A 14,056-nucleotide genomic window follows, 5' to 3' on the forward strand; every position below is an offset into this window, starting at 1 on the left:
GGAGGCTACATCGGCGCCCACCTCTCCATCACCAAAGGGAACCGCTGGATCAAGCGGGGTTTCGAAATCGTCACCCTGCTGGTGGGCAGCAAGCTGATTATCGGCTAACTTACTAAAACGTAGGCACGATCAAGCGCAGCGGATCGGGCGCCCTTGAATTGACAGAACACGATGGGGTTGCCGGTTCCGCTAGGAGGCTGTCGGGTTTATCCGTTTGCAGCCAAACAGTGTTAAATCCGACAACCTCCTAGGCTTGAACCGGCCTACTTCAATTCGGTCCGGCAACTCAGACTCCGTACTCGTTCCGGTAGGCGCGGATGCGCGACAGCGACTCTTCGGAGTCGGGTTTCTCCCCCAGATATTCAACGAGCTGTTCCAGGGCCACGATGGAGGTCACAGGTATGCCGTAGTCACTCTCGACCTCCTGAATGGCAGATCGCTCCCCCTTGCCACGCTCCTGGCGATCCAGGGCGATGACCACACCGGCGGGTGTGGCGCCGAGATCCTTGATGATCTCTACCGACTCCCTTACCGAAGTGCCGGCGGAGATGACGTCGTCGATAATCAGTACGCCACCGTTCAGTTCATGGCCGACGATGATGCCGCCTTCGCCGTGGTCCTTGGCCTCCTTGCGATTGAAGGCATAGGGCACGTCCCGTCCATGGTGGTCGTAAAGGGCGGCAGCGGTGACTGCAGCCAGAGGAATCCCCTTGTAAGCCGGTCCATAGAGCACGTCGAACTCAATACCGGAATCGACGATTGCCTGGGCGTAGTAGCGGCCCAGACGGGCCAGGCTGGCCCCGGTGTTAAACAGTCCGGCATTGAAGAAATAGGGACTGATGCGACCTGACTTGAGGGTGAATTCACCGAAGCGCAGCACCGCCACGTCGAGGGCGAAGTCGAGAAACTCGCGCTGATAATTCTGCATGGGTTAGTTCCGATTATATTGATGCGCGAATTGTAACTTAGTACACCTACAAGGTGATAGCTTGGGAAATGATTGCCGGAGACGCCTATAATGGCCGCGGTTTTTTGCAGATTGAATCCATCGGTTACCACAGGAGTCTCAGTGCCCAACCCAAGCAGTACGCTCACCAGCTGGCTGGATGCCTCCAGGGTCTACTGGCATCCCCGGGTGCGGGGCATGCTGTTCCTTGGCTTTTCCGCGGGGCTACCGCTGTTGCTGGTGTTCGGTACGCTCTCTTTCTGGCTGCGGGAAGCCGGCGTTGAACGCAGTACGATAGGGTTTGTCAGTTGGGTGGCGCTGGCCTACGGTTTCAAGTGGGTGTGGGCGCCGCTGGTGGATCGCCTGCCCCTGCCGCTGCTGACCCGTCTGCTGGGACGACGGCGCAGTTGGATGCTGCTCTCCCAGTTTTGCATCATTGCGGGCCTGGTCGGCATGGCCTTGTCGGATCCACAGGAGGGTCTTGCCCGTTTTGCGCTGCTTGCATTGGGCGTGGCTTTTGCCTCGGCTACACAAGACATCGTAATCGATGCCTACCGCATCGAAAGTGTCGGGGAGGATCTGCAGGGGGCCATGGCGGCCACCTACATGATGGGCTACCGGCTGGCGATGATCATGAGTGGGGCAGGGGCGCTGGCGATTGCCGCCCTGTTTGATCCGGATGATACGATCTATCATCAGGGCGCCTGGATGGCAGCCTACCTGAGTATGGCGCTGATGATGCTGGTCGGTATTGTTACCACGCTGATTATCCGCGAGCCGGAGGTCACCGCCGATTCTCACACTCTGGAGCGGGAAAATCGGACCGACAAGCTGATCGAGCACCAGCAGTGGCTGCCCCTGGCGCTACGCCGGTTTGCCGAAGGTTTCTATAATGCTGCCATCAGCCCCTTTGTCGATTTTATCAGCCGCTACCGTTGGCAGGCGTTGTTGATCCTGGCACTGATCGCCACCTACCGTATATCTGACGTAGTACTGGGGGTTATCTCCAACGTCTTCTATGTGGATATGGGGTTCTCGAAAGGGGAGGTGGCAACCATCACCAAGGTCTACGGCGTGATCATGACACTGGTAGGGGCGGGGCTTGGTGGTTTGCTGATGGTAAAGATCGGTGTAATGCGCACCCTCTTACTGGGTGGCCTGTTGGCGGCAGCCACCAACCTGTTGTTTGCCGTGTTGGCAGGGGTGGGGCACGATGTGCCGATGTTGACTCTGGTAATCTCTATCGACAACCTGAGTGCGGGTGTGGCGACGGCCGCTTTCATCGCCTATCTCTCCAGCCTGACCAATATCTCCTACTCAGCCACCCAATATGCTCTGTTCAGCTCTGTGATGTTACTGTTGCCGAAGTTTTTGGGTGGCTTCTCCGGGGTGATGGTGGACGGCATGGGTTATCAGACGTTTTTCCTTCTCACCACCCTGATGGGGGTGCCTGTGTTGGTGCTGATCCTGTTGGCGATGCGCTACATTCCATCCAGTGGGTATAAAAAACATGCTTGAACAGGGCGGATATCTGGCGGCTTTTGTCGTGGGTCTGTTAGGCGGGGTGCACTGCGCCGGAATGTGTGGTGGCATCGTCGGGGCACTGACCTTCGGGTTGCCGGAAAAATTGCGTTCCAGCGCTGGCGCCACCCTCCCATATCAACTTGGGTATAACCTGGGACGCATCAGCAGCTATGTGGTAGCTGGGGCGATTATGGGTGGACTCGGCATGCTGCTGGCACAGGTGGCCCCGATCTATATTGCGCAGCGTGTGCTTCTGGCCATAGCCGGTATCTTCATGATCCTTCTCGGTCTCTATCTCGGTGGCTGGTGGCTTGGGTTATCCCGTATCGAAAAGGCGGGTGGTGCGCTCTGGCAACACATCGAACCCTACGCCCGTAGATTGCTGCCGGTCAATACACCGGGGCAGGCCTGGCTGTTGGGCGTGTTTTGGGGCTGGATTCCCTGCGGACTTGTCTACAGCATGCTGGTCTGGACCGTCTCGGCCGGCAGTGTGCTCAAGGGGGCTGGACTGATGCTGGCGTTTGGTCTTGGTACCCTGCCCAATCTCTTTGCCATGGGGCTGGTGGCAGGCAGCCTTGCCCGCTGGACCAAGAATATTTGGGTGCGCCGAGGGGCCGGTATGCTCGTGATTCTATTTGGTCTGGTGACTTTGTGGCGGTCGTTCTAGTCGCAGGGTTTGTGATGTCCGATACCACGCTGTTTTCGATTCTCGAATCCCCAACACACCCCGATTTCTCTGCCCTCTATCGACGGTTGGGCATTCGTCAGATCGAGTTTCGTTCGATGCGCAAGGTGATGAGCGAGCTGAAACGGCAGCGGCCGGATATTGTGGTGGCCGAGTTTTTCTATGGATATGCCAATAACTATGCCGGCATCAACATCAGTAACCTGGATGTCTTTCTGTTCAGCCTGCAGAAGTATGCCCCAGAGGCGCGGGTGATCGTGCTGGTGGAGAAATCCGAGCGTGAATATGTGGATAAGCTCAACGAGATATTTCCCCTGCACGCTGTTCTGGTGCAGCCGGTTAAAGGGTCACAACTTGAGTTGGCGCTTGCAGGCGGGGATGCGTCAGGTGAAAAACGCTAGATGTAGGTCGGGTTAGTCGTACGACAGCGCAAAAACCTGAATTTGATACCGCACCATGAGTGCGACGTAACCCGATAAATCACTGTTGGGTTACGATGTGCGTAAAGCCAGATGACAAAATTGATGTCCGTCGCAATGCGCATCTAACCCGACCTACTGTGCCAGTCTATTGCCTGATCCGCTACGCTTGATCAGGCCTACTGGTTTTTCTGTCAATCGATGAAAAACTGCTGTTTGAGTTTTGCGGTATAGAAACGGGTCTCGCCTTCCGGTTTGACCTCCAGGGTAAAATTCAGGGTCTCCTGATCCGAGATACGGAATTCGCCGATGTAGTAGATGGCATTGGTTTCAGTGACTTTGCGCATGGGGATGCTGATAAGCTGGCCGCGTATGTTGACGGCTTTGGCGAGGATGATTGCGCTGACCGACATGCCTGTGGTGTTAGGAGCCTCTTTGATGACGCTGACATTGATCATGCCACGGTATTTACTGCGCTGGATACGATACTGATTGGCGATCCCGGAATCGAGGGATGCGCTGGGGATGGCATTGTGGTGAATTTTGTATCCCGGGATACTGGTGCTGTTCTCTGCTATGGCGTTGAGTGAAAGCAGATAGAGTGTCATCAGGGCGAGCAGACGGAAGCTGTGCAGGTACATAAAATACTCCTTATTGGGCGCGGGTTTCCACACTCCAAAAAAATCTGGTAGATCGGTTATTCTGTTTTTGGCCGGGCTGGCCAAATAGAAGCCTAACAGTTTATGAGGTATTTTGCCTGGGCACCAGCCGGGGTCGTGGCCGTTTCTCTTTGTTCAGTGGTTCACTGCTGTTTAATCGGTTTGCCATGTTGCGCAGAGAGGTAAGCTGGCGCGCCGCTTCCGTGTACTGGTCCTGAAGTTCAACGATCCTGAACTGCAGGGTGTTGCGGGACTGGCCGATCTTCTGCAGGTTGTTGAGTCTCTTCTCCATCATCTCCTTGTGATCCCGGATCTGCAAAACCAGGGGCTCCAGGGTGGTGACCAGCCAATTGTTAATGTCATCGCTGGCGCGGTGGAAGATGTGTCTGGCCCGGCTGACCAGTGCGGCGTAGAAACGTTTAACCACAAAACCCTGCTCCATCATTGCGGTAACCGGGCTGTTGCGGAAGACTTCCGCTTCCTGGTGCAGCAGTTCCAGTTCCACGCGGTATTTCACGATGGAGAACATCTTGGGCTGGATGACCGCAAAGCCGTGTTCATTCTGAAATTTTCGGTAGATGGAGCGGATCAGCTTCCGGGTCTGCTCGCTTTGTGATACCACGGAGTGCATGTTTCGGCGGACCTCTCCGAAGAGACTTTTCATTACCGTCTTCATGCCATGAGTGGTCCAGCTGTTTGTCATTTCACGTCGGCTGCGGTTGATGATGTTGTCCAGCGTATTCAGGTCAAGCGCAGCCCGTAAGTTGTCCGCTTGCCTCTTCAACTTCTGACGGCTTACCTGAAAACTCTCGACGTCATGCATATACTGGGACTGCTCCTCCCGGGTCTTCTCCATCAGGTTGTTGATGACGTCGTCGCTTTTTCCGCTCAACTCCTCCAGCTCTTCCAGCTGTTTTTTTGCATTGGTGAGCTTGCCGGAGAGTACGCTACGGCTGTTGTCCAGCATCTGGCCTATATCGGCGCCAACGGTATCAAGGATGATCTGTTGTTTTATGCCCAGAACATCGGTAGCCAGATGGCTCTCCAGGGAGAGCAGTCCGCTTCTCTCCAGCAGTTCGCTTTCGTGGCGGACCTTCGCCACCAGTCCCTTCTGAGCGGAAATGGGGAATACAGCGCTTTCGGAGATGCCGAGTATCTTGGCGGTTTCACCCTGCTGTTTGGAGATGGTCGCGTTGATCTCCGCCGGTTCCAGCAGGTCGTCCCACAGGGTGTCGATCTTGTTGAGTACCACCATCAGGCCGCGCTGCCTGCCGCTCTGAAAGCCTTTGATGTGGTGCTGCCAGATCTCCATGTCACTGCGGGTGACGCCGGTATCGGCGCCCAGTACAAAGAGTACTGCCTGGGCCGAGGGCAGCATGTTCAGTGTCAGCTCCGGCTCGCTTCCCAGGGCGTTGAGTCCCGGAGTATCGAGAATGGTCAAACCCTGTTTCAGGAGAGTGTGCGGATAGCTGATCAGGGCGTGGCGCCATTTTGGGATTTCGATCAGTTTCGGCGGTTTTTTCTGATGCGGGTGCAGGGCAGGGCTGTAGAGGCCGAGGTGTGTCGCTTCCGCTACCGTGACCATTTTGGTCTGCATCACCTCGCCGAGTGAGGCCTCCATCTGCTCCACTGACTCGGTCTCCAATGGATAGTGAACCCACTGCTTTTCATCCTTGCGGAGATCCGAGATCAATGTGTCCTGTAGTCGCGTCTCGATCGGCAATAGTCGGACATAGGCCTCATCACGCTCGTGATCAAAGAAGATCTCTGTCGGACACATGGTGGTGCGGCCAGCGCTGGAAGGCAGCAGGCGTCGTCCATGATCGGCAAAGAAGATGGCGTTGATGAGCTCGGTTTTTCCACGGGAGAATTCAGCCACGAAGGCGATGGTGAGACGATCATGCTTCAGCATCTCCATGGTCTGGGTGATGCGAGTCTGGGTCTCCGGCGTGGACATGCCGTTCTGTTCCAGCCAAGGGCCATATTCGCTGATGGTGCGAAGGATATTTGCCTTCCACTGTCCATAGGCCTGGAGCTGTTGTTGAAAACGTATTTGTTCCATTCTGCTGTCTCGCATGAACACCTGATTGTTGACGATTATGCCACACTGGCTTTAGCGACCATCTTCAGATGCACTGAAGCCTGATTAAGGTACGCGTAACAGTTTTTTGTCCATTTGTCTCTTTCCGGCGTTCAAGTTGGGCGCCTGTTCACGGGAATGGGTGATTTTTTGGGGGCATGGATGCGCAGGCATTTTGAACGTGAAGTTTCACCGCTCACCAGGGTCACCTGGCTGCGGGGTACACCAAAGGCCTTGGCCAGGAGTTTGATGAGATGTGCGTTGGCCCTGCCATCGACTGGCGGAGCAGTGATGCGAATCTTAAAGTCATCGCCGTGAGGGCCGACAAAGGTGTCCCGCGAGGCTTTGGGTTGAATGCGCAGTCGCAGAGTCAGATCGTCCCCATCCCAATGATACCAGTCGCTCAAAATGGACTGCCGGTGATTGAACGCAATGGCGGCAGCAGCAGCATTTTCAGTAGCACCAGTCCGATCATGACCAGCATGGGCGAGAGGTCGAGGCCTGAGATAGGGGGCAGGATTCTGCGGGCTGGCCGCATTACCGGGTCGGTCAGCGAGTGGAGCAGTGCCGAGACGGGATTGTAGGCGCCAGGGTTGATCCAGCTCAGGATAACCTGGATCAGGATCGCAAAGAGAAATATGTTGATCAGCAATTCCACCAGTTCAGGAATGGCCCAGAGGATGGGGCCGAGGGCATTGACCGAGGCGCCGCTGAGCAGAATCACCAGGCCCAGTTCTGCGGATTTCAATGTCCAGGCCAAAACGATGGAGGAGATATCGATGCCGCCGAAGCCGGGTATGAAACGGCGCAACAGTTTGAGGGGAGGATTGGTGGCCCGCACCAGAAACTGCGAGACGGGATTATAAAAATCCGCCTTCACCAGTTGCAGTATCAGACGCAGCATCACCGCCAGGATGTAGAGGCCGAAGAGAGTCTGAATCAGGAAGATCGCTGGATTTGCCAGGTAGTTGCTGTCCATCATTTTCCTCCCAATATTTCTGAGAGTTCCTGAGACCGATCACGAGCACCGTTGAGCGCCTGTTCGAACAGCGCCGGAAGCCCCCCCTCCTGCAGAATACCCAATGCCCGTTCGGTGGTGCCGCCTGGAGAAGTGACCTTTTTCCGCAACGTGGCCAGGGAGTCCTTGCTTTCCATCGCCATGCGGGCTGCCCCCAGTGCTGTCTGCAGGGTGAGCAGGCGGGCGTTCTCTGCGTCAAGGCCCATCTTGATGGCAGCGGCCTCCATCGCCTCCATGACGAGAAAAAAGTAGGCCGGTCCGCTGCCGGAGAGTGCGGTTACTGCATCCATTTGGCTCTCGTCGCTCACCCAGCAGGTGAGTCCCACGGCGCGCAGGATGCTCTCTGCCTGGTCTTTCTGAATGTCGCTGACATTTTCGCTGGCATGCAAACCGCAGGCGCCGGACTGAATCATTGCCGGTGTGTTGGGCATGGTGCGAACCAGGGCGATATCTTCTCCCAGCCACTCCCGCAATGCCGCCTCCCTCACTCCAGCGGCGATGGAGATGACCAGCGGTTGATGGCGCCAGATGGCGCCGGCCATGTCACGGACCACCGATTCCAGAACCTGGGGTTTGACCGCCAGGACGACGATGTCGGCGTTTTGCACGGCGGCATCGTTGTCGGTTTCAGTGCGGATGGCGTAGTTGGCGGCGAGCTGAGCCAGCCGCTCTTTATTCGGATCACTGGCGGTGATATGCGTGGGGTCATAGCCATCCGCGATCAATCCGCTGATAAGAGATGCAGCCATATTGCCGCCGCCGATAAAGGTAATGCTATTTAGTTTCATGGATGCTTTTTAATGGTAGTCGGGGTCAATGGTTGGTGAGTGGTCGCCCGTGTAAAAAACGATTTTCACCACCAGGTGAAAAAATGTAATGAATTGATTAATAAAATATTTTCTTCGTGTCCTTTGTGCGCTTCGTGGTGAATCATGAGTTTCAGAATAGACACTACGCAACACTATTCTGCCGGGGAATGTTAAAATGGCCGTGCCGATGCGAACTTAATTGTTGCGCCCTCAAATCCGCTTTGCCTCCAAGATCGCTATGCCCATCGAAAGGGTCTCCAGTGGCAGTTCATCGCTGCGCAGAGTATCTCGCAGATGCCGCAGCTTAATCGGAAGGGACGGCGCTGAGCTGCATCATCATCCGCCAGTGCCGGAATGGTCATCAGTCCCATCCTCGATACCGGGCGGGGCTTGGTACGCCAGGCAGTTCAGCAGTTGTTCGGGTCGTAGCGCCCTTGCTGGCCTCCCGCTGGCCAGTTACGTATTGCCCTTTTCCGCAACGTGTGGCCAGGGAGTCCTTGCTTCCATCGCCATGCGGCTGCCCCAGTGCTGGTTCGCAGGTGAGCAGGCGGCGCCCTTCTGCGTCAGGTCTATTCTGATGGCAGCGGCCCATCGCCTCCATGACGAAAAAGTAGGCCGGTCCGCTGCCGGAGTGCGGTTACTGCATCCATTTGCTCGTCGCTCACCCAGCAGGTGAGTCCCACGGCGCGCAGGATGCTCGCTGGTCTTCTGAATGCCGCTGACATTTTCGCTGGCATGCAAACCGCAGGCGCCGGACTGAATCATTGCCGGTGTGTTGGGCATGGTGCGAACCAGGGCGACATCTTCCCAGCCACTCCCGCAATGCGCCGCCTCCTCACTCCAGCGGCGATGGCATGACCAGCGGTTGATGGCGCCAGATGGCGCCGGCTATGTCACGGACCACCGGATTCCAGAACCTGGGTTTGACCAGACGATCGATGTCGGCGTTTTGCACGGCGGCATCGTTGTCGGTTTCAGTGCGGAGGCGGAAGTTGGCGGCGAGCTGAGCCAGCCGCTCTTTATTCGGATCACTGGCGGTGATATGCGTGGGGTCATAGCCATCCGCGATCAATCCGCTGATAAGAGATGCAGCCATATTGCCGCCGCCGATAAAGGTAATGCTGTTTAGTTTCATGGATGCTTTTTAATGGTAGTCGGGGTCAATGGTTGGTGAGTGGTCGCCCGTGTAAAAACGATTTTCACCACCAGGTAAAAAAATGTAATGAATTGATTAATAAAATATTTTCTTCGTGTCCTTTGTGCGCTTCGTGGTGAATCATGAGTTTCAGAATAGATACTACGCAACACTATTATACTGCCGGGAACCAAAAATGGCCGTACCGATGCGAACAATTGTTGCGCCCTCCAAAATCGCTGCCTCCAGATCGCCTGACATGCCCATCGAAAGGGTCTCCAGTGGCAGTTCATCGCTGCGCAGAGTATCTCGCAGATGCCGCAGCAATCGGAAGGGACGGCGCTGAGCTGCATCATCATCCGCCGGTGCCGGAATGGTCATCAGTCCCATCACCTCGATACCGGGCAGGGCTTGGTACGCCTTGAGCAGTTCCGGCAGTTGTTCCGGGTCGTGGCCGCCCTTGCTGGCCTCCCCGCTGGTGTTGACCTGAATGCAGATCTTCAGAGGCGGGCGCCCAGGGGGACGCTGTTCACCCAATCTTCGCGCGTGCTTCAAACTTGCGATACTGTGAACCCAGTCAAAATTTTCTGCGATGGGTTTTGTTTTATTACTCTGTATCCGACCGATGAAGTGCCATTCGAGTTCCATGTCTGCAAGTGCATCGATCTTTTCCAGGGCATCCTGCAGATAGTTCTCGCCGAAGGCGGTCTGTCCGGCAGCAAACGCGGCGCGGATTTCGTCCGCCGTGCGGGTCTTGCTGACTGCCAGCAAAATGGTGCTGGCGGGTGTTCGTCCCGCCTTGCGCTCCGCCTGCTCGATGCGTTGCCGTACACTGGTGAGTCTCTGTTCGATGCTGCTCATGGTCGATAGTTTACAAAAAATTACATTCTGCCTGGGTTTTATGATCACAGCAGGGTGTAAATGAAAGGAGTCTGTTTGAGAGTATGGGCAGTGTCGGCATAAATCAAATGCCTGTCGGCACGGAGTGGTGACAAACAATTTGTAGAAACCGGCGCAAGTGCCGTTATTATTGACGATAATAGATAAGCGGCGCTCTGAACAGGGTCGTCGCGCCGGTTCTTTTTTCTGAGGGAAATGAATGGATATCGCCGAACTTTTGGCATTCAGTGTCAAACACAATGCGTCCGACCTGCATCTTTCATCCGGGCTGCCGCCGATGATCCGTGTGGATGGAGATATCCGGCGCATCAATGTGCCGGCGCTGGAGCATAAAGTGGTCCACGGGCTTGTCTACGACATTATGAACGACAAGCAGCGGAAGGATTTCGAGGAGTTTCTCGAGACCGATTTCTCCTTCGAGATTCCCGGTCTGGCCCGTTTTCGTGTCAACGCATTCAATCAGGCGCGGGGCGCATCTGCGGTATTTCGCACCATCCCCTCCAAGGTGCTGACGCTGGAGGATCTGGGCTGTCCCAACTCCTTCAAGGAGATTGTGGACGTACCCCGTGGTCTGGTGCTGGTGACCGGGCCCACCGGCTCGGGCAAGTCCACCACCCTGGCGGCGATGATGGACTACAAAAACGACAACGACTACGCCCACATCCTCACCATCGAGGACCCCATTGAGTTTGTTCACACCAGTAAAAAGTGCCTGCTGAATCAGCGCGAGGTCCATCGGGACACACTGGGCTTCAGTGAGGCGCTACGCTCAGCCCTGCGTGAAGACCCGGACATTATTCTGGTGGGCGAGTTGCGTGACCTGGAGACCATCCGTCTGGCGATGACAGCGGCTGAGACCGGCCATCTGGTGTTCGGCACCCTGCATACCAGCTCTGCCGCCAAGACCATCGACCGAATCATCGACGTGTTTCCCGCTGGGGAGAAATCGATGGTGCGCTCCATGTTGTCGGAATCGTTGCGGGCGGTTATTGCCCAGACGCTGCTGAAGAAGATCGGCGGAGGGCGCACTGCGGCCTGGGAGATCATGATCGGCACACCGGCGATCCGCAACCTGATTCGTGAAGACAAGGTGGCACAGATGTATTCGGCGATACAGACCGGTCAGGCGACGGGCATGCAGACGATGGACCAGAGTCTGAAAGAGCTGGTGGACAAGGGCGTGATCAGTCGTCTGGATGCCAAGGCCAAGGCGCAGAACAAAGATTCTTTCTAAACTTAAATTAAGAGGGGTCGGAGTCGAATTTGATCGATCAACGAGGTTTTAAATGCCTTGGAAACAATCAATTCAACTCAGGCTTTGGCGTGACCAAATGAAACCGATCCCGATCCTAGGATGAGTGGTTTTTTTCAACGAGGAATGAACATGGAATTTAATGTGCTGCTGGCCATGGTGGTCCAGAAAAAGGCCTCTGATCTGTTTATTACAGCGGGCAGGGCACCCTCCATCAAGGTGGATGGGCGTATCGTCCCGGTCAGCAGGACTGCAGTCAGCGCCAAACAGGCGAAGGACTACACCCTCAATATCATGACCGATCAACAGCAGCGCGAATTCGATGAAACCCATGAGTGCAACTTCGCCATAAATGCGAAGGGCATTGGACGTTTTCGGGTCAGTGCCTTTGTGCAGCGGGACTCGGTCGGCATGGTGCTGCGCCGTATCGAGAGCACTATCCCCACCATGGAGGAACTGCGTCTGCCGCCGGTGCTGCAGGATCTGGCGATGAGCAAACGTGGACTGGTGATTTTCGTGGGGGCGACGGGTACCGGTAAGTCGACCTCCCTGGCCTCGATGATTGGTCATCGCAACAACAAGAGCAGTGGCCATATCATCAGTATCGAAGATCCGATCGAATACATCCACAATCACGATGGCTGCATCATTACCCAACGTGAAGTGGGGCTGGACACGGAATCCTACGAGGTTGCGCTGAAGAATACCTTGCGCCAGGCGCCGGATGTGATCCTGATCGGAGAGATCCGCACCCGCCAGACAATGGAACATGCGCTGACCTTTGCCGAAACGGGGCATCTCTGTCTCACCACCCTGCATGCCAACAATGCCAATCAGGCGTTGGATCGAATTATTCACTTTTTTCCAGAAGATCATCGGGATCAGATCTTCATGGATCTTTCCCTCAATCTACGGGCGATTGTGGCCCAACAGCTGCTGCGGCGGTCGGATGGCAATGGTCGGCGGGCCTGTTTCGAGATTCTGCTGAACACTCCACTGGCGGCGGATCTGATTCGTAAAGGGGATATCCCAAAGCTGAAGGAGTTGATGAAGCGTTCCACGGAGCATGGCATGATCACTTTCGATCAATCTCTCTACCGGCTTTATGAACAGGGTGAGATCAGCTATGAGGATGCGTTGGCACATGCGGACTCTGCCAATGATGTGCGCCTTATGATCAAACTTGGCATGAACAGGGGCAATGGAAGTCTGATCAACGGATTGGATGGTGTCTCGTTGATCGACGGGAAGGGGTAGCCTCTTACAATTTAGTTAGTGTCTATCCGGTAACCAATAACCGTAGCCCGGATGGAGCTTGCGTAATCCGGGAACAGACTATGAATCAGACACTTATCTCCCCGGATTCCGCTGCGCTTCATCCGGGCTACAATTATTCACCTGTTTCCGGACGGACACTAGTCACCCGTTTTCCGCGATAAATGCTGCGGCGATGGCATACTGCTTCTGCGCCTCGTTATCCACCTCTCCCGCATCGTTGAGAATCATTTCGCAGTTCTTGGCCATGCGTGCCTGAACAGCGGCTTTCCAGGCCAGATTGGTCTTGCTGTTGATCTGCCCCTCGGGCAGCAGACAGGCGGCAGCTGCGGCGGCGACGAAGTGCTCCGCCTGGATCGCCCAGTCGGCATCCCGGCCGCAGGCGGCGTAGGTTTGGGTGGAGAGCGCCTTGACCCCTTTGTAGGCAGACAACATCTCATCCGGCTGCCCACTCCTTTCAGCAATCACTTCAAGCGCCTGGCCAATTCGCGGATCCTCACTGAGGTGGCGCACACTTGCGACGAAGCGACAGCCCAGATCGCGCTGTTCGGTTGCCGGCAGTTCATCCAATACCTTGCGTAACTCCTGGTCGTTGCTGATTGCCATGGTGAACCCCTCCCACAATGAGATTGCTGTCCTATCAATAATAGGCCCGTATTCAGTAGTGGTCGCATGATTCAGGTCAATGATTCAACCATTAATTTAGGGCCGAGGGCCAAGGGATCGAGTGAAATAGTCTGTTGGGTCTATCCTCTTTCGGAGAGCAGTTCGATGATGGTTTGGTGCCCTTGGTCGTGAGCCCAGTCCAGTGCGCTGCGTCCTTTGAGATCACGCAGGCCGGGGTTGGCCTGATGAGTCAGCAGTGTATCAACCGTCTCCCTGTGCCCCAGTTTGGTAGCCCAGATGAGGGCGGTCCAGCCGCCGGTGGTCTCTACCTGGTCGATGTTGGCCCCCCGTTTCAGCAGCAATCCGACCACGCGGGCATGGTTGTTCGATGCTGCCAGCATGACCGCTGAGTAGCCGCCTTTATCTGTGAGATTGACGTCGGCGCCGGCATCCAGCAGACGTTCCACTGCTTCTGCATGGCCGTTGAGCGCTGCCTTCTCAAGGGGGTCCAGTGGCAGGCATCGACCACGTCGATAGTGCTGTCCTGGGTCAGCAGTCTATCGAGTTCGCTCATGTCCCCTCTCTCAGCAACCGAAGTGATCAGGGGCGGGTTATCCGACTCGAGTCTCTGGCTCCTGTTGCGAACAGGCGGTAAGAAAAAGCGATGATGAGGCGAACAAGAGCAGTGAACTTGATACATGGGAATCCTGCAAAACGGAAGTGCAGCGTATCCATCCCAGTGATGGCT

General features: G+C 55.8%; 16 protein-coding genes. 5 read left to right on the plus strand and 11 right to left on the minus strand.

The genetic code is table 11. The features are described from left to right. Nucleotides 1-286 precede the first annotated feature (286 nt). Nucleotides 287-928: an orotate phosphoribosyltransferase gene (pyrE, locus tag G9Q73_RS08890; protein WP_177419466.1), complete on the minus strand. Its 642-nt coding sequence runs from the start codon at nt 926-928 to the stop codon at nt 287-289. Between the two features lie 141 nt (nt 929-1,069). Here pyrE and G9Q73_RS08895 point away from each other — a divergent pair, with 141 nt between their 5' ends. Genes G9Q73_RS08895 through G9Q73_RS08905 form a run of 3 tightly spaced genes read left to right on the plus strand, consistent with a single transcriptional unit; the run spans nt 1,070 to nt 3,556 of the window. Then, entirely contained in the window at nt 1,070-2,464 is a 1,395-nt protein-coding gene (locus G9Q73_RS08895; protein ID WP_369408861.1) for an AmpG family muropeptide MFS transporter, read from the plus strand. Next, complete coding sequence (locus G9Q73_RS08900; protein WP_177419467.1) at nt 2,457-3,137, plus strand: sulfite exporter TauE/SafE family protein; 681 nt, start codon at nt 2,457-2,459, stop codon at nt 3,135-3,137. The genes G9Q73_RS08895 and G9Q73_RS08900 overlap by 8 nt, the downstream gene beginning before the upstream one ends. A gap of 14 nt (nt 3,138-3,151) precedes the next feature. After that, a complete protein-coding gene (locus G9Q73_RS08905; RefSeq protein WP_177419468.1) occupies nt 3,152-3,556 on the plus strand; it encodes a hypothetical protein in 405 nt (134 codons plus the stop codon). 212 nt (nt 3,557-3,768) lie between these two features. On the opposite strand, the gene G9Q73_RS08910 is transcribed toward G9Q73_RS08905, so the two are convergent. The 8 genes from G9Q73_RS08910 to G9Q73_RS08945 form a co-directional block, all read right to left on the minus strand. Then, nucleotides 3,769-4,215, minus strand: coding sequence for a DUF4426 domain-containing protein (locus tag G9Q73_RS08910; protein ID WP_177419469.1), 447 nt, complete (start codon nt 4,213-4,215; stop codon nt 3,769-3,771). 100 nt (nt 4,216-4,315) lie between these two features. Next, complete coding sequence (locus G9Q73_RS08915; RefSeq protein WP_177419470.1) at nt 4,316-6,295, minus strand: dynamin family protein; 1,980 nt, start codon at nt 6,293-6,295, stop codon at nt 4,316-4,318. Between the two features lie 131 nt (nt 6,296-6,426). Continuing rightward, on the minus strand, nt 6,427-6,723 hold the full coding sequence (locus tag G9Q73_RS08920; protein ID WP_369408948.1) for a DUF167 family protein: 297 nt from the start codon (nt 6,721-6,723) through the stop codon (nt 6,427-6,429). Then, entirely contained in the window at nt 6,717-7,292 is a 576-nt protein-coding gene (locus G9Q73_RS08925; RefSeq protein WP_177419472.1) for a YggT family protein, read from the minus strand. Before G9Q73_RS08925 ends, G9Q73_RS08920 begins: the two co-directional genes overlap by 7 nt. After that, complete coding sequence (gene proC / locus G9Q73_RS08930; protein WP_177419473.1) at nt 7,292-8,119, minus strand: pyrroline-5-carboxylate reductase; 828 nt, start codon at nt 8,117-8,119, stop codon at nt 7,292-7,294. The genes G9Q73_RS08925 and proC overlap by 1 nt, the downstream gene beginning before the upstream one ends. 477 nt (nt 8,120-8,596) lie before the next feature. Further along, entirely contained in the window at nt 8,597-8,923 is a 327-nt protein-coding gene (locus G9Q73_RS08935) for a hypothetical protein (RefSeq protein WP_177419474.1), read from the minus strand. A 52-nt stretch (nt 8,924-8,975) separates the two neighbouring features. Then, a complete protein-coding gene (locus G9Q73_RS08940; protein WP_177419475.1) occupies nt 8,976-9,275 on the minus strand; it encodes a pyrroline-5-carboxylate reductase family protein in 300 nt (99 codons plus the stop codon). Between the two features lie 162 nt (nt 9,276-9,437). Next, the gene (locus tag G9Q73_RS08945; protein WP_177419476.1) at nt 9,438-10,136 is read right to left on the minus strand and encodes a YggS family pyridoxal phosphate-dependent enzyme; all 699 of its coding nucleotides are present in this window, start codon (nt 10,134-10,136) and stop codon (nt 9,438-9,440) included. Nucleotides 10,137-10,374: 238 nt separating this feature from the next. On the opposite strand from G9Q73_RS08945, the gene G9Q73_RS08950 reads away from it, so the two are divergent. Continuing rightward, nucleotides 10,375-11,409, plus strand: a complete 1,035-nt coding sequence (locus tag G9Q73_RS08950) for a type IV pilus twitching motility protein PilT (protein WP_177419477.1) — start codon at nt 10,375-10,377, stop codon at nt 11,407-11,409. A 150-nt stretch (nt 11,410-11,559) separates the two neighbouring features. Then, on the plus strand, nt 11,560-12,684 hold the full coding sequence (locus G9Q73_RS08955) for a PilT/PilU family type 4a pilus ATPase (protein ID WP_177419478.1): 1,125 nt from the start codon (nt 11,560-11,562) through the stop codon (nt 12,682-12,684). 162 nt (nt 12,685-12,846) lie between these two features. On the opposite strand, the gene G9Q73_RS08960 is transcribed toward G9Q73_RS08955, so the two are convergent. Together G9Q73_RS08960 and G9Q73_RS19585 are read right to left on the minus strand one after the other, a co-directional pair. Further along, the gene (locus G9Q73_RS08960; protein ID WP_177419479.1) at nt 12,847-13,308 is read right to left on the minus strand and encodes a hypothetical protein; all 462 of its coding nucleotides are present in this window, start codon (nt 13,306-13,308) and stop codon (nt 12,847-12,849) included. 140 nt (nt 13,309-13,448) lie between these two features. Beyond that, on the minus strand, nt 13,449-13,826 hold the full coding sequence (locus G9Q73_RS19585; protein ID WP_439654709.1) for an ankyrin repeat domain-containing protein: 378 nt from the start codon (nt 13,824-13,826) through the stop codon (nt 13,449-13,451). Nucleotides 13,827-14,056 lie beyond the last annotated feature (230 nt).

The organism is endosymbiont of Lamellibrachia barhami (assembly GCF_011947365.2).
Classification (GTDB): Bacteria; Pseudomonadota; Gammaproteobacteria; order Chromatiales; family Chromatiaceae; genus QGON01.

Excerpts from the sequence above, each read along its gene's own strand:
- G9Q73_RS08910 (WP_177419469.1), bottom strand. The coding sequence starts at position 4,215 with ATGTACCTGCACAGCTTCCGTCTGCTCGCCCTGATGACACTCTATCTG.
- G9Q73_RS08960 (WP_177419479.1), bottom strand. The coding sequence starts at position 13,308 with ATGGCAATCAGCAACGACCAGGAGTTACGCAAGGTATTGGATGAACTG.
- G9Q73_RS08945 (WP_177419476.1), bottom strand. The coding sequence starts at position 10,136 with ATGAGCAGCATCGAACAGAGACTCACCAGTGTACGGCAACGCATCGAG.
- proC (WP_177419473.1), bottom strand. The coding sequence starts at position 8,119 with ATGAAACTAAATAGCATTACCTTTATCGGCGGCGGCAATATGGCTGCA.
- G9Q73_RS08905 (WP_177419468.1), top strand. The coding sequence starts at position 3,152 with ATGTCCGATACCACGCTGTTTTCGATTCTCGAATCCCCAACACACCCC.
- G9Q73_RS08915 (WP_177419470.1), bottom strand. The coding sequence starts at position 6,295 with ATGGAACAAATACGTTTTCAACAACAGCTCCAGGCCTATGGACAGTGG.
- G9Q73_RS08935 (WP_177419474.1), bottom strand. The coding sequence starts at position 8,923 with ATGCCCAACACACCGGCAATGATTCAGTCCGGCGCCTGCGGTTTGCAT.
- G9Q73_RS08925 (WP_177419472.1), bottom strand. The coding sequence starts at position 7,292 with ATGGACAGCAACTACCTGGCAAATCCAGCGATCTTCCTGATTCAGACT.
- pyrE (WP_177419466.1), bottom strand. The coding sequence starts at position 928 with ATGCAGAATTATCAGCGCGAGTTTCTCGACTTCGCCCTCGACGTGGCG.
- G9Q73_RS08955 (WP_177419478.1), top strand. The coding sequence starts at position 11,560 with ATGGAATTTAATGTGCTGCTGGCCATGGTGGTCCAGAAAAAGGCCTCT.
- G9Q73_RS08900 (WP_177419467.1), top strand. The coding sequence starts at position 2,457 with ATGCTTGAACAGGGCGGATATCTGGCGGCTTTTGTCGTGGGTCTGTTA.
- G9Q73_RS08950 (WP_177419477.1), top strand. The coding sequence starts at position 10,375 with ATGGATATCGCCGAACTTTTGGCATTCAGTGTCAAACACAATGCGTCC.
- G9Q73_RS08940 (WP_177419475.1), bottom strand. The coding sequence starts at position 9,275 with ATGAAACTAAACAGCATTACCTTTATCGGCGGCGGCAATATGGCTGCA.